The following is a 14,053-nucleotide window of genomic DNA, read 5'->3' as shown; positions in this document are numbered from 1 at the left end:
CCCCAACACTAAGGAAATTCAGGTTTATCTGGATAAGTGATTGAAAAGTATGGAGCGGGTGAAGGGAATCGAACCCTCGTCTTAAGCTTGGGAAGCTCCTGCTCTACCATTGAGCTACACCCGCGCAGCCATACCCGATTACTGATCCGACAAAACAAAAGTGTCAAGCTCGGAACTTTGCGACTCCGGCGGTCCGGCATCTTGCGCTGCGGTGCAAAAATCGCCATGTTCGCGCCGGCGCGCAAGCGCTTCGGTTCACGGACAAACTCCAGGTCGGATACATGCGAAATCAGGTCAAGGCGCTGGTCAGCTCGCGCAATTGGGAATTCTGCATCATCGGGATCATCATGCTGAACGCGGTGACGCTCGGCTTGGAAACAAGCCCGTGGATGATGGACAGGTTCGGCACGATGCTCATGACGATCGATCGCATCATCCTCGGCATTTTCGTGGTCGAGTTGATGCTGCGTCTTTATGCGCATGGCCTGAAATTCTTCAAGGACCCGTGGAGCCTGTTCGATTTCGCCATTGTCGGGATTGCCCTCGTCCCCTCGACCGGTCCGATGTCAGTGCTTCGGTCCCTGCGTATTTTGCGTGTCCTGCGCCTGATATCGGTGGTTCCCTCGCTCCGGCGCGTGATCGGCGGCCTGATCGCCGCGCTTCCGGGCATGGGCTCGATCGTCGTTCTGATGGCACTGGTCTTCTACGTGTTCGCCGTCATGGCGACGAAACTGTTCGGCGAGACCTTCCCGGACTGGTTCGGCGACCTCGGGGCCTCGCTCTATACGCTGTTCCAGATCATGACGCTCGAGAGCTGGTCCATGGGCATCGTGCGCCCGGTCATGGAGGTCTATCCGCTCTCCTGGCTGTTCTTCGTGCCCTTCATCCTGTGCACCGCATTCACCGTGCTGAACCTCTTCATCGGTATCATCGTGTCCGCCATGCAGGAGGAGCACGAAGCGGAAGCCGACGCCAACCGGCAGGCGATTCACGACGACACCGGCCTGATCCTGGAAGAAGTGAAGGCACTGCGCGCGGAACTGAAGGAACTGCGCACGAAGGTGGCGGGTTGAGCGGCTGGACGCACGGCCCCCGTCAGGCTTGCGTTTCCAGCGGTCGCATGATTTGACCGTGATATGTCAGTCAGCTCGAACGACACTCCGAAAGGCAGCATCGCAGCCGGTCATCAGCTGACCGCGGAAGCCGGAGCACAAATGCTTCGCAACGGCGGCAATGCCATCGATGCCGCCATTGCCGCGCTCGCCATGTCCTGCGTGTGCGAACCGGTTCTCGCCTCTCCTGGCGGCGGTGGATTTGCCATGATCCGCAGCGGAGCAAGCGGCGAGACGATTTTGCTCGATTTCTTTCCGCAAACGCCAAGGCAAAAACGCGACCGCTCTTCCGAAGGTTTTCAGAGCATCACCGCCGACTTCGGCTCGGCGACACAGGTGTTTCACATCGGCCCGGCCACTGTCGCAGCACCGGGGTTCCTGGCCGGGCTGGCGGCCCTCCATGCCCAAGGCGGCACATTTTTCGTCGCCGATCTGTTCGCACCTGCTATCGAGGCCGCCAGAACCGGTCACATCATCACCGCGTATCAGCATTACCTGTCGACCGTAGTGCGCCCGATCCTGACAGCGACTGAGGCCGCCCGGGCCCTTTATGCGCCGGCAGGCGAGCTGCCCGCGGCCGGCTCGCTGTTCTGCAATCCGGGCCTTGGCGACATGTATGAGGAGTTGGCAGACGGCGACTGGCTCCAGACAGCGATCGCGGGCCAGATCCTGAAAGAGCAGGAGCTTGGTGGCCATCTGACACGCGCTGACCTCACCGGCTACCGGGTGGAACCACGTGCGCCATTGTCAATCAATCTCGGCGAAGCCACCGTTCATCTCAACCCGCCCCCTGCCGCCGGAGGTGCGCTGATCCGATATGCGCTGATGCATCTTGAAGGCAGGGACCGGACCGCCTTTGCCGGCGCGCTGGACGCGGCGGACCGGGCAAGACTGGCGGCGAAGGGGGATCTCAAGCTCCTTCTTGACCGTCCAATGCGCCAGCAAGGAACAACTCACATCTCGACAGTTGACGCTAACGGCAATGCCTGTTCGGTTACCGTGTCCAACGGCACCGGCAACGGCGAAATTGTCGGCGGTTACGGCTTCATGCTGAACAACATCCTCGGCGAAGCGGACGTCAACCCGCATGGATCGGCCGATTGGTCGATGAACCGGCGACTTGCATCCATGATGTGTCCTGCTCTGATCGACATGCCGGATGGGCGCCTCATTGCGTTGGGCTCAGGCGGATCCAGCCGCATTCGCTCGGCGGTCTTCCAGGTGGTTGCGCGCCTGTGCCTGGAAGAGGCGACGCTTGAGGACGCCGTGCGCACGTCGCGGCTTCACGTTGAAGATGGGCACCTTGATCTGGAATTGCCTGGCGCCGAAGCCGACATATCCGCATTGAAAGGCCTCTTCCCGGACCATCGTATCTGGCCGGAAGAGAACATGTTCTTCGGCGGCGTCCACGCGGTGAGCGCAGATGGTAAAGGCGTTTTCTCCGGCATCGGCGACAGCCGCAGGGAAGGCGCCGCGATGATCGTGGAATGAAGCCGGGCCGGGTACGCTGTGATTGTTCGATACAAAGGATCATGATGCTTTCGCTTTGAAATCGACGTCAGCCTTTCCATCGTCATACCGGCCAAGCGTCAGCGCGAGCCGGGATCGGGGAGGCTCGGTTCCGGCGTTATCGCAGTGCCATATCGAAAGACTTCGGCTCACCGGTCCCGGATCTCACTGCGTTCGTCCGGGACGACGAAGGCGGGGTGGCGTGCACTGGCGGATCACTGTCGAACAAGAGCCCTTCTTCACAAGAGACCTCATCCTGAGGAAGCGCGGAGCGCTGTCTCGAGGGACGGGCGGCATGTTCAAAGCTCAAGGCCCCTCACTTCGAGGCGCACGCAAGCGCGCTCCACAGGATGAGGGGGGGGGGGGGGCGGCCCCGGGCGGACGCGAAACACCGGACGCGCATGCCAACCACGTTCAAAGAGCCGCAAGAACCTCTTCCGGTCCCTCGACGATGAGTTCAACGCCCGCCTCTGTGTAATCCCGTGCCACGACGGTCACGCCCAGTGTCTCGATCTGGCGTTCAAGCTCCGAGCTTGAGGCGAAATCGGCGCTGACGGTCTTTGTCACCATCTTCTGAAAAGGCACCAGGTTGGCATGGCCGATCGCGTCCTGTGCTGCACCGGAATAGGCCCGGGCGAGCCCACCGCCGCCGAGCTTGGTGCCGCCGAAGTAACGCACGACAAGCACAGCGCAGTTGATCAGGTCAGCGCCCTGAAGGACCCGCAAGGTCGGCATGCCGGACGTGCCGGCCGGTTCTCCGTCGTCCTTGCCGCTTTCCTCGATCCGGCCGTCATCGAGCAGGCGGCGGTGCGCGGTCACGATGTGATTGGCTTTTCTGTGTTCCTTGCGCAGCTCTTCAAGACGCCGGTCGAACCGGTCGAACGGAACGAGATGGGCGAGGAAACGCGACTTGCGATCTTCCAGAAAGCCTTCGTATTCGCGGGTGACGGTCTTGAAGTTCATCGTGGCTGAACAGGTGGTGTCTCGATCCCGCCGTGACGGGCTCTAGCCGGAGGCCTTGAAGTGTTTCGACAGTTTGAGTGCCTGCCCCTGGTAATTCGAGCCGATGCCCTCGCCGTAGAGCGTTTCGGGCCGCTCGGCCATGTGTTCGTAGACAAGGCGGCCAATGGTCTGGCCGTGTTCCACGATGAAAGGCACGTCATGTGAGCGGACTTCCAGAACGGCTCTGGAGCCGACGCCTCCAGCGCCTGCATGGCCGAAGCCCGGATCGAAAAAGCCGGCGTAATGCACCCGGAATTCCCCGACCAGCGGATCGAACGGTACCATCTCTGCGGCATAGTCGGGCGGCACGTGCACCGCCTCCTGGCTGACGAGGATATAGAACGCGTCCGGATCGAGGATCAGTTCACCCTTGTTGCGCCGGTAGATCGGTTCCCAGAAATCCAGCGGGTCCTGAGCACCGACCACATCGACGTCGATCAGACCTGAATGGTGCTTAGCGCGGTAGCCGATCAGGCTGCCTGGGCCGTCGCCTTCGAGGTCGATCGACAACTGGACGCCACCGCCGATGCGCTCGTTTCCGCCGCTCATCAGCGTGTGGTCGCGATGAACGCCCTGAAGCACGTCATCGGCAATGAGGGCCTGCCCGCGCCGGAAGCGGATCTGGCTTAGCCGCGAGCCGCTGCGCACGAGGATCGGAAAGGTGAGCGGTGAAATCTCGGCGTAAAGCGGCCCGCTGTAGCCTGCCGGCACGGTATCGAAAGCAAGCCCGTTGTCGGTAATGACCCGGGTAAACACATCCAGGCGACCGGTGGAACTCTTCGGATTGGCTGTCGCCGAAATGTCAGGGGCGAGTGCGAGGCTTTCCTGCAGCGGCACGATATAGACGCAGCCTGTCTCGAGAACCGCACCGTCCTTGATGTGCACGGTATGAAGCTTGAGTTCTTCCAGCCGATCGGCGACACGGATGTCCGGACCGGGCAGAAAGCTTGCCCGCACGCGGTAGGCGAGGGGGCCGAGACGAAGATCGAGGCTGGCCGGCTGGATTTGCCCGCTGACGGGGCGCGCGTCAGCTGCGATTTCACCTGCGGCAAACATTGCGCGGATGACCCGCTCCGGCAAAATTCCGTTCGCTGCAACTGTCGCGCTTCCGGCCAAGGCCTGCCCCGTTGTCCCGTTCATGAAGAATTCCCGTCGTTTTTCCTTCTTGGAATCCTTAAAGGATTGGCTGGCCTGCGCCAACCGGGTTTGTTCGTTCACGGGAACTTTCGCCAAAGATGATTGACCCCCGCAGCATAATCGCATAGGACAGGTCCACTTCGTGGTGATTTGGGCCGGCCGGCTTGCAGCCACGTTAAACAAGTCGCTAAAAAAGGCCGGAGGTGCGAACCCCGGTCTTGAGGCTGGGGTTTTTTGCGTTTGGAGCGAATAGAAATGACTGAGTCCACCAACAAGAGCTGGCGTCCTGCAACCTCCCTGGTTCACGGCGGTACCATGCGGTCCCCCTTTGGTGAAACCTCGGAAGCCATGTACCTGACGCAAGGCTTTGTCTACGACAACGCCGAGGCGGCGGAAGCCCGCTTCAATGGCGAAGACCCGGGCTTCGTTTATTCGCGCTATGCCAATCCGACCGTTTCCATGTTCGAGGACCGCATCAAGACGCTGGAAGGCGCTGAAGCTGCGCGAGGCACGGCGAGCGGCATGGCCGCCGTCAATCTCGCGCTGATGGCATCGGTCAAGGCCGGGGATCACGTGATTGCGGCCAAGGCCCTGTTCGGCTCCTGCCGCTATATCTGCGAAACCCTGCTGCCGCGCTACGGCGTGGAAAGCACGCTGGTCGACGGCACGGACATAGACCAGTGGAAGGCGGCCGCACGCCCGAACACGCGCGCGCTTTTTCTGGAAAGCCCGACCAACCCGACGCTGGAGATCATCGACATTCCGGCGGTTGCGGGGATCGCCAAATCCGTTGGCGCGCGCCTGATCGTCGACAACGTGTTCGCAACCCCGCTTTACCAGTCGCCGCTTCAACTCGGTGCCGACGTGGTCGTCTATTCCGCGACGAAACACATTGACGGGCAGGGGCGATGCCTCGGCGGTGTTGTCCTGTCGGATGAAGAATGGATCACTGAAGAGGTGATGCCGTTCGTCAAGCATACCGGCCCGCACATGAGCCCGTTCAACGCCTGGGTTCTGATGAAGGGGCTGGAAACGCTGCCGATCCGTGTTGCCCGCCAGACGGAGAGCGCCAGCCAGATCGCTGACTTTCTTGCCGGGCAAGCCAAGGTCAGCCGCCTGATTTATCCGGGCCGGGACGACCATCCGCAGGCCGGGCTTGCCCGCAAGCAGATGAGCGGCGGTTCAACAATGGTCGCACTGGAGATCGAGGGCGGCAAGGAAGCGGCCTTCCGCTTCACCAATGCGCTGGATATCATCCGGATCTCCAACAACCTCGGCGACGCCAAAAGCCTGATCACGCACCCGGCAACGACGACGCACCAGTCCATCGGCGAGGAAGCGCGCGCCGAACTGGGCATCAGCGACGGCATTCTGCGCCTTTCCGTCGGTCTGGAAGATCCGTTGGACCTTCTGGAAGACGTGGAAAAGGCGCTTGCCGCTGTTTGAACTGCTGGCGCGCGGTCAGCCTGTCTGATGTTTTGAAAACGTCTTCAAAACAGGACAAGCCGACCGCGCGCTTCTTGTGGCCGTTTTGCCGGAAAACGGCAATATGAAACAGTGTTGCAAGCATGGACCGCGTTCGGCGGTTTTCCGGTTGCCTGGCAAGACCTAAGGTGTTTTCGATTCCCAGCGCGGTGAAGCGCCGATCTCGTCGAGCAGCTGAAAGAGCGACTCGCACCACTGGCTTTTGACCTTTCGCGCGATTTGGGACAGGGGCCTGTGGATGGGAGAGAGGATCGCATAATCGTATCTCAGACCACAGTCCAGTCGATGAAACGCAACCTCACCCCGGCTGCTCCTGAGTTCCATCTCGTTGACAACACTCAAAGGGTCCACGAGAGCAAAGCAACCGCCTTTCCGGACAAATTGCAGCAACGGCATAAATGTCTGGCTTTCAATCACTTTCCTGTAGGCTGCATCCTTTTCTGCGAACAGGGCGAGCGTTCGCTTTTGATGCATGTGCCCGGGCTGCAGACCACCCATGGGCACGCCGTCAAGATTTTCGATTCTTGTCGGATCCAGCTCGGCCGTGTCATGTGAAAACGGGACGGCGACAAAGCAGTCGGCGCTTATGATCTCGGAGTCAAATTGTGCGTTTTCCCGCTTCTTGACCGGTGCATCGCAAAAACCGAAGTCAATGCTCTGTGAGCGGGCGAGCTCCTCGATTTGCTGAGAACTGCGCGAGGTAATCGACAGATTGACCTTTTCGAGGTCGTCGATGACTGAGGCGACAAATCTGGGAAAAAGCAACGCTGCGGGACCGGGCATTGCGGTGACGTTCAAGTCGCCGGCATTGCCGCCGGCGAGGCTGCGCATGGTCCGGGTAACGCTTGAGAGACGATCCAGAATTTCCTGGGATTCCGCGTGGAGATAGTGCGCCTCGGGCACGGGCACCAGCTGGCGTCCTCTTCGTTCAAACAGGGCAAAACCGAGCGAGTCCTCCAAGGATCTGATCGCAAGGCTGACGGCAGGTTGCGTCCGGCCCAGTTTGCGGGCCGCTTCGGAAATCGAAGAAGACGTCATGACGGCACGAAACGCGGAAATCTGGCTGATATTCATACCGGCTATAATAAGGCAGACTTTGAAAAACTAAAGAATTTCAAATTTGTTTTTATCAGTCGAGTTCGTATCCTTCGAGGACCAAAACCGGCTTGGGCCAAGAAAGCTCCGGCAAATCGAGGGGAATCGACATGAAAAGACTGACGAAGTTTGGGGGCGCACTTGCGCTTGCAGCACTGTTTGCGGGGCAGGCCATGGCGCAGGACCCGACATTCTTCCGGATAGGAACTGGCAGCGCCGGAGGAACCTATTTCCCGATTGGCGGCACAATCGCAAATGGTATTTCTTCACCGCCGGGCTCACGGCCATGCGAGGAAGGTGGTCAATGCGGTGTCCCCGGCCTGATCGCGATCGCACAATCCACCACGGCGTCGGTGTTCAACAACACAGCCGTTCAGAACGGGGAACTCGAAGCCGGCCTTGCCGCCGCCGACGTAACCCGCTCGATGTTTCTGGGAGAGGGAAAGTTCGATGGCAAACCGCATGAAAAACTTCGGATCGTGGCCAACCTCTACCCGGAAGATCTGCATCTCGTGCTGCCTGATGGTGCTTCGATCGAAAGTCTTTCGGATCTGAAAGACAAGCGGGTTGGTATCGCACAGGCCGGATCCGGTACACAGGTTGCGGTATTGCAGATGCTCGATGCCTGGGGTGTGAACCGGGACAACATGAGCGAAGCCGAACTGAACAACAGCCAGTCCGCGGAACGCCTGGCTGACGGCCAGTTGGACGCCTATTTCTACGCAGCGGGCTGGCCGGTTTCCGCAATGGTCCAATTGGCCACGACCAAAGGAATGGAACTGCACAGTTTCAGTGAAGATGATCTTGCAAAGATCAACGAAATCATCCCGGCCTATATCCCGTCCAGCATTCCTGCCGGCGTGTATGAAGGGATCGACTACGAGGTGAAGACACCGGCTGTCTCCGCGCTGCTCGTCGTCTCGTCCGACCTGTCGGAGGATCTCGTGTACGGCATCACCAAGGCGATGTGGAATGACAACACGCGCAAATTGCTCGACAACGGCCACGCGAAGGGCAAACAGATCACCGCTGACACGGCGCTGGACGGCATCCAGGCACTTGGTGTTCCGCTACATCCGGGTGCGGAGAAATTCTATAAGGAAGAAGGGCTCCTCTAGGTCCTTGATCCGCCCTTTCTCCAGCCCTTCAAGGGGGCGGCGGTTGTTCCCGCCGCCGCCCTCATCCCTCACGTACCAATACCGGAGGCCGTCATGAGTGATCCGCAAACGCAACAAGTGCGCGAACTCAGCAACGAAGAACTGGCCGACATCGAAAAGAAATACGATGAAGGGGCGGCGGTGCGTGAATTGACCCCGGCATTCTCGGCGTTCCTGAGGGTCGTGGCCTTGGCATTTGCCATTTACCATTACCTGACCGCGGGCTTCGGACTTCCGCCGGATTACTGGCACATGGGGATCCATCTGTCCGGGCTGTTCATCTTGATCTACTCACTTTATCCGCATCACAAATCCGATACCGCGTTTGATCTGAACACTGGTGCGCTCAGGCTTGGCGGCGTGCCCTACCTTGACGTATTGCTGATGATACTGGGTGTGGCATCGGCGCTCTATCTCGGTTTCGCCTGGCACGGTATCCCATTCCTCGGGATCGAAGAGCAGACGTTCCGGATGGGCAATCCGAACGGCTATGATTTGCTTTTCGGTGGTATCCTGATTGTTCTGGTTCTGGACATAGCGCGCAGGACGCTGGGCTGGATCCTGCCGCTCATCATCTGTATTTTCATATCATATGCGCTGTTCGGTCCTTACTTTCCGGGCATTCTGCAGCACCCGGGCGTGAAGTTTAATACCTTTGTGTCCTCCATGTATTTTCCGCAGGAAGGCATTTTCGGCGTCACTCTCTGGGTGGTCTCGACCATTGTTTTCCACTTCGTGCTTTTCGGCGTCATCGCTCAGCGCACGGGGCTGGGACAGCTCTTCATCGACAACGCCACCATTCTCGCGGGCCGTTACACGGGCGGACCTGCAAAGGTGTCCGTGGTTTCCTCGGCGTTTTTCGGAACGATCTCCGGATCTTCTGTCGCAAACACCGTATCGACCGGGGCACTCACGATCCCCAACATGAAGCGGCTTGGCTATCCGGGGCATTTCGCCGGCGGTGTGGAAGCGGCGGCATCGGCAGGCGGTCAGATCACGCCACCCATCATGGGCGCCGCGGCGTTCATCATGGCTGAATTCCTCGAAGTGCCCTACACAACAATCGTGATTGCAGCGATTTTCCCCGCACTTCTCCATTATGTCGGGGTTTTCGCCGTGGTTCACCTGATGGCGCGCAAGCTGGGCCTCAAGGGGCTTGCCAGGGAAGCATTGCCGAAATTCGGAGCCGTCTGGCGCGAAGGCTGGGCCAACATCGTACCGCTTGTTGGATTGTTGACCGTCCTGTTTTCCGGCTACACGCCGTACATGTCTGCGTTTTGCGGTATCTCGCTGACCATCATTGCGGGCATGTCCCGCATGAAGGAGCCCGCCACACTCATCTACGCTGCCGCATTTATCGCCTTTGTCGTGTGGAAATTCGTCGGCGGCGGTTTCGACCTGACAATGACCATCACACTTGCCGGAGGTGCAATTCTTGCCACATTCAACCCGCAGCGCAGGGTCTCCATCCAGGAAATGGCGGATACGTTCGAGACCGGTGTAAAGTATGCCTTGGCGGTCGGCGCAGCCGCAGCTGCCGTTGGCATCGTGATAGGAGTGATCAACACAACTGGTGTCGGTTTTCGCATTGGTTTCATGGTCACCCAGGCAGCTTCCAACCTCGGCAACGATTTGAGTTGGCTGTTCACGATCGGCTCTTACGAACTCTTTTCGACCGAAGACCTGACGCTGTTCATCAGTCTCGTGTTCATCGCGCTGGCCTGTATTCTGATGGGCGCCGGTGTTCCGACGACGGCCCTCTACATCATGCTCGTGTCTGTTGCGCAGCCGGCTCTCGCACAACTCGGAATTCCGCCGATCGCAAGTCATATGTTCGTTCTATACTATGGCGTTGTTGCCGAGATCACGCCACCGGTGTGCACATCTGCATACGCTGCCGCCGCCATTGCCAATTCCAACCCGTTTCGCACCGGTATTGCGGCGTTTACGCTCGGCTTGGGAAAAGTTGTCGCTCCCATGGCATTTGTCTATGCGCCGGTCCTGCTGTTTGTGTCGTCCACGGGCTTCAATTTCGTGGAATTCAGTTATACGGCGCTGAGCTGTATCGTCGGGGTGGTCGCCTTGTCCGCTTCCGTTGTTGGCTACTGGCTTACTCCGATGGGTGTGATCCATCGATGGCTGATGGCGATCGCAGGCATTGTTTTCATCGCACCTTCGCCGCAGGCGGACCTGGTCGCGCTGCTCATAGCAGCGCCTGCCGTGGTTAGCCAGTTGCTGGCCCGGCGCAGCCTGACCGAAAGCAATGGCCTGGTTCAATGACAAAGGACGTGATCGTTCTCGGCGCTGGTATCGTCGGGATTTGTACCGCCCTGTCATTGCTGGAACGGGGAGCAAGGGTAACAGTTGTGGACCGGGGAGAGCCGGCTCAAGAAACGTCCTACGGCAACGCCGGCATCATCTCACCCTGGTCAATTATCCCCCAATCGCTGCCGGGTGTCTGGCGTCAGGTGCCCAGACTCATGCTGTCTCGGGACGCAGCGCTGTCAGTACGTGCGGGCGCGTGGACGAAAATGCTCAAGTGGGGCTGGGACTTTCTGAAACGCGGCAGACCTGACACCGTCGAAGAAACAGCCGACGCGATGGAAATCCTGTGTACGCCGTCGATCGAGCTTTACCGCAGACATCTGCGGGGCAGCGGAGCGGAAGATCTTGTCAGGGACAGCTACTACGTGCATGCCTTCCGCGACGCCCAAAAAGCCCATCTGGACGCAATCGACTACCGTATCCGGCGCGAGCGGGGGGCGGATCTTGCCCTGGCTTCCCGGGGCGATCTCAAACACCTTGAGCCCGCCTTGAGCGATGAGTTTGAAGCCGCCGTGCTGATCCGCGGTCAGGCACGGGCTGTTTCTCCCGGACGGATCGGAGAAGTTCTCGCAGGAAAAGTCAAAAAACTGGGCGGCGAGTTCATGCGCGGGGACATCAAGGCATTGAGAAAGACGGACACGGGCTGGACGATCGAATACGGGGCCAGGCGCATGACGTCGGAAACAATTGTGGTGTCCCTGGGAGCCTGGAGCCCGCAACTCCTGGAACCTCTTGGTATCCGCGTGCCGCTGATGGCTGAACGCGGATATCATGTCGAGTTTCCCCAGCCGGGCATTGAAGTGAACCACTCTGTCATGGATGTGGAACGCAAGGTCGTCGCAAGCAGCATGGAAGATGGGCTGCGGGTGGCGGGACTGGCGGAGTTTGCTCCGGTGGATGCCAAGCCGGACATACGAAAATATGCGCAGATGGAGCGGCATGCACAGGCCATGTTTCCCGATCTGGATTCGTCTGCGCCCCAACACTGGATGGGAAGACGTCCTTCCTTTCCTGACAGCCTGCCGGCCATCGGAAACTGGCCGTCTTTGGAAGGGCTGTTTCTGAACTTCGGTCATTCCCACTACGGATTGATGATGGCGCCCATGTCCGGTGAGATTGCAGCCGACATGATATTTGGCGTGCCGCAGAACAGAAACACGACGGCTCTTTCACCGGATAGGTTCGTCTCCTGAGATGTTCCCCGGTGCTGAGGCCCGAACGCAGGTTTGGGCCAGGTGGCCGGCGCTGCGCGGCATCGGGGAGGTTTCCGGCCTACCGGTCTGGATCGGCCCCCATGCAGCGGACACCGGATTGTGCATCTGATTCGGGCCAAAGGCACGGATCATTTGATCAACCACATCACGGTCTGGTACGTCGCTGATCTTCGAACAGCCGTTTGCGGGAAACGGCATCGATCAACGCGAGGGATAAATGATCATTCGTTGGTGGCGGGCGTTTGCAGGATCGGAAGAGGTCCTGCAGCAATATGCGGAGCATCTGGAAAGAACGACATTCGTGGAAATGGCGGAGCTTCCCGGGCATCTGGGGGCATCACTGGCCGTCAAGGTCAAGGGCGAGCATCAGGAACTGGTGGTGATGAGCCTCTGGTCGGACCTGGCCTCGGCAGGGCATTTCGAAAAGGGCGCGTTTGACGACGCGGTCGTCAAGCCGAGCACGCACAAGCTCCTGAAGTCCTTCGACGTTAAGGTGGAGTATTTCGAAACCCTCGTCGCTACGGGCAAGCTTTCCGATAGTTAAGGGTGCTCAAGCCGCAAGGACCCTGGTAGGGCCTCAAAAAGAGGCGTCCAGCATCTGGCGGTAGTCCTCTGCCGTTGCCTCGATCGGGTTGGTCTTGTGGCTGTGATCGGCAAGTGCTCCGGTGATGATCCTGTCGAAGAGATCCTTCGAAACACCCAACTCCGACAGGCTGACTGGCAAACCGATCGCCGCGGTCATGTCCCTTATCGCGGTTCTGACCTCGACGCCTTCAGGCAGACTCATGGCGTCTGCCATGCGCGCGTACTTGTCTTCCCCATTCCAGACGGGGGCGTCCCGGTTGAAATCCAGAACCGCCGGCATGAACACCGCGTTGAGCGTGCCGTGATGCAGCTTCGGGTTCAGCCCGCCGAGCGCGTGGCTCAGGCTGTGAACGCATCCGAGCCCTTTCTGGAACGCCATGGCGCCCATGGTCGCGGCAATCGCCATATTGGCGCGCGCATCCCGGTCCTGCGGGTATTCCGTCGCCCGGGCGATGTTGGTCCATGCGCGCCGCAATCCCTCGAGGGCAATCCCGTCTGCCGGCGGATTGAACGAGGGCGCAAGGTAAGTCTCGATACAATGCGAGATCGCGTCCACGCCGGTTGCAGCTGTCAGCATCGGCGGCAACGTCAGGGTCAATTCCGGATCAACGATGGCTGCCCGAGGGATAAGGTGAGGGGACAAAAGGCCAACCTTGCGGCCGTCTTCCAGAATGACGATCGCCCCGCGACCCACCTCACTGCCGGTGCCGGACGTGGTCGGGATCGCGATCGTGGGCCAGGTTTTGGCCGTTATCTTCTCAAGTCCGCCTTCAATGACGGCATAGGTTTTGAGCGCGCCGCCATGGGCCGCCAGAATGGCGACGGCCTTGGCAAGGTCGAGGGCTGATCCGCCGCCGATCGCAATGATCCCGTCAGCGTCAACGTCCTTGAAAAGCGCGGTTGCGGTTCGGACTGCGGCTTCGTTTGGATTGCCGGGGGTGTCGTCAAATATCCCCGCCGGGGCTTCGCCGAGAGCCGCCTCGATCCTGTCGAGAAAACCAAGCTGGCGAACGCCCTTGTCGGTCACAACCATCGGACGGGAAATCCCGGCCAGTTCCAGTTCCGCCTTCAAGCTGGCGAGTTCGCCAAACCCGAACCGGACGCGGGTCACATAGTTGATCAGAGCCATGGCATTCCCTTTTGAGTTTCTCAAGTAGAAATCGATTAGCCCGGTTTGGACCGCCCGAGCAAAGGTTTTTCGTTGGCCGGAAGAATGGTGCCGAATGACATCGGTGTAGACCCGTCGCAGATGCGCGAACACCGGGCCCTGGATTGCAGAGACGCTGACATGATCGGTTGTGGTCGCATCCTATTGTTGCCCAAAATTGAAACAGATTCTCAAATTCGAAAGCCAGTCTAAGTCGCTTGATGTTCATGAAAACTTTAAATAATTGAAAAATATAAAGAAAAAGGAACAAGAGAAGTTGGCACG

Annotated in this window: 11 protein-coding genes, 1 tRNA gene and 1 riboswitch; of the genes, 7 read left to right on the top strand and 5 right to left on the bottom strand. The window is 59.4% G+C overall.

Annotation, left to right across the window (positions count from 1 at the left end):
* Window positions 1-50 precede the first annotated feature (50 nt).
* Window positions 51-124, bottom strand: a tRNA-Gly gene (locus RDA78_RS28390).
* Between the two features lie 157 nt (window positions 125-281).
* Here RDA78_RS28390 and RDA78_RS28385 point away from each other — a divergent pair.
* Window positions 282-1,073 (top strand): ion transporter, encoded by a 792-nt coding sequence (locus RDA78_RS28385; protein ID WP_434053094.1) that lies wholly within the window; start codon window positions 282-284, stop codon window positions 1,071-1,073.
* A 63-nt stretch (window positions 1,074-1,136) separates the two neighbouring features.
* On the top strand, window positions 1,137-2,603 hold the full coding sequence (locus RDA78_RS28380; RefSeq protein ID WP_434053093.1) for a gamma-glutamyltransferase: 1,467 nt from the start codon (window positions 1,137-1,139) through the stop codon (window positions 2,601-2,603).
* A gap of 432 nt (window positions 2,604-3,035) precedes the next feature.
* Here RDA78_RS28380 and RDA78_RS28375 read toward each other — a convergent pair whose 3' ends face one another.
* Window positions 3,036-3,584 carry an IMPACT family protein gene (locus tag RDA78_RS28375; RefSeq protein ID WP_434053092.1) on the bottom strand — a complete coding sequence of 183 codons (549 nt, stop codon included), beginning with the start codon at window positions 3,582-3,584 and terminating at the stop codon, window positions 3,036-3,038.
* A gap of 42 nt (window positions 3,585-3,626) precedes the next feature.
* Entirely contained in the window at window positions 3,627-4,763 is a 1,137-nt protein-coding gene (locus RDA78_RS28370) for a 2'-deoxycytidine 5'-triphosphate deaminase (protein WP_434053091.1), read from the bottom strand.
* A 129-nt stretch (window positions 4,764-4,892) separates the two neighbouring features.
* Window positions 4,893-4,973, top strand: a riboswitch (SAM riboswitch).
* 42 nt (window positions 4,974-5,015) lie between these two features.
* Here RDA78_RS28370 and RDA78_RS28365 point away from each other — a divergent pair.
* Window positions 5,016-6,206, top strand: coding sequence for an O-succinylhomoserine sulfhydrylase (locus tag RDA78_RS28365; protein WP_434053090.1), 1,191 nt, complete (start codon window positions 5,016-5,018; stop codon window positions 6,204-6,206).
* A gap of 162 nt (window positions 6,207-6,368) precedes the next feature.
* Here RDA78_RS28365 and RDA78_RS28360 read toward each other — a convergent pair whose 3' ends face one another.
* Window positions 6,369-7,319, bottom strand: coding sequence for a LysR family transcriptional regulator (locus RDA78_RS28360; protein WP_434053089.1), 951 nt, complete (start codon window positions 7,317-7,319; stop codon window positions 6,369-6,371).
* A gap of 131 nt (window positions 7,320-7,450) precedes the next feature.
* Between RDA78_RS28360 and RDA78_RS28355 the strand changes: the two genes are divergently transcribed.
* From RDA78_RS28355 to RDA78_RS28340, 4 genes are all read left to right on the top strand, one after another.
* Complete coding sequence (locus RDA78_RS28355) at window positions 7,451-8,458, top strand: TAXI family TRAP transporter solute-binding subunit (protein WP_434053088.1); 1,008 nt, start codon at window positions 7,451-7,453, stop codon at window positions 8,456-8,458.
* 93 nt (window positions 8,459-8,551) lie between these two features.
* On the top strand, window positions 8,552-10,777 hold the full coding sequence (locus RDA78_RS28350) for a TRAP transporter permease (protein ID WP_434053087.1): 2,226 nt from the start codon (window positions 8,552-8,554) through the stop codon (window positions 10,775-10,777).
* Window positions 10,774-12,015 (top strand): NAD(P)/FAD-dependent oxidoreductase, encoded by a 1,242-nt coding sequence (locus tag RDA78_RS28345; protein ID WP_434053086.1) that lies wholly within the window; start codon window positions 10,774-10,776, stop codon window positions 12,013-12,015. The genes RDA78_RS28350 and RDA78_RS28345 overlap by 4 nt, the downstream gene beginning before the upstream one ends.
* 238 nt (window positions 12,016-12,253) lie before the next feature.
* Window positions 12,254-12,580 carry a hypothetical protein gene (locus RDA78_RS28340; protein ID WP_434053085.1) on the top strand — a complete coding sequence of 109 codons (327 nt, stop codon included), beginning with the start codon at window positions 12,254-12,256 and terminating at the stop codon, window positions 12,578-12,580.
* A gap of 33 nt (window positions 12,581-12,613) precedes the next feature.
* Here RDA78_RS28340 and RDA78_RS28335 read toward each other — a convergent pair whose 3' ends face one another.
* Window positions 12,614-13,750: an iron-containing alcohol dehydrogenase gene (locus tag RDA78_RS28335; RefSeq protein ID WP_434053084.1), complete on the bottom strand. Its 1,137-nt coding sequence runs from the start codon at window positions 13,748-13,750 to the stop codon at window positions 12,614-12,616.
* Window positions 13,751-14,053: the final 303 nt, after the last annotated feature.

The sequence above is a fragment of the Roseibium sp. genome, from assembly GCF_051016195.1.
Classification (GTDB): Bacteria; Pseudomonadota; Alphaproteobacteria; order Rhizobiales; family Stappiaceae; genus Roseibium.
This window is presented reverse-complemented; position numbering and strand designations above follow the sequence as displayed.

Coding starts and splice junctions, on each gene's coding strand:
- RDA78_RS28375 (WP_434053092.1), bottom strand. CDS start 3,584: ATGAACTTCAAGACCGTCACCCGCGAATACGAAGGCTTTCTGGAAGAT.
- RDA78_RS28380 (WP_434053093.1), top strand. CDS start 1,137: ATGTCAGTCAGCTCGAACGACACTCCGAAAGGCAGCATCGCAGCCGGT.
- RDA78_RS28350 (WP_434053087.1), top strand. CDS start 8,552: ATGAGTGATCCGCAAACGCAACAAGTGCGCGAACTCAGCAACGAAGAA.
- RDA78_RS28340 (WP_434053085.1), top strand. CDS start 12,254: ATGATCATTCGTTGGTGGCGGGCGTTTGCAGGATCGGAAGAGGTCCTG.
- RDA78_RS28365 (WP_434053090.1), top strand. CDS start 5,016: ATGACTGAGTCCACCAACAAGAGCTGGCGTCCTGCAACCTCCCTGGTT.
- RDA78_RS28335 (WP_434053084.1), bottom strand. CDS start 13,750: ATGGCTCTGATCAACTATGTGACCCGCGTCCGGTTCGGGTTTGGCGAA.
- RDA78_RS28355 (WP_434053088.1), top strand. CDS start 7,451: ATGAAAAGACTGACGAAGTTTGGGGGCGCACTTGCGCTTGCAGCACTG.
- RDA78_RS28370 (WP_434053091.1), bottom strand. CDS start 4,763: ATGAACGGGACAACGGGGCAGGCCTTGGCCGGAAGCGCGACAGTTGCA.
- RDA78_RS28345 (WP_434053086.1), top strand. CDS start 10,774: ATGACAAAGGACGTGATCGTTCTCGGCGCTGGTATCGTCGGGATTTGT.
- RDA78_RS28385 (WP_434053094.1), top strand. CDS start 282: ATGCGAAATCAGGTCAAGGCGCTGGTCAGCTCGCGCAATTGGGAATTC.
- RDA78_RS28360 (WP_434053089.1), bottom strand. CDS start 7,319: ATGAATATCAGCCAGATTTCCGCGTTTCGTGCCGTCATGACGTCTTCT.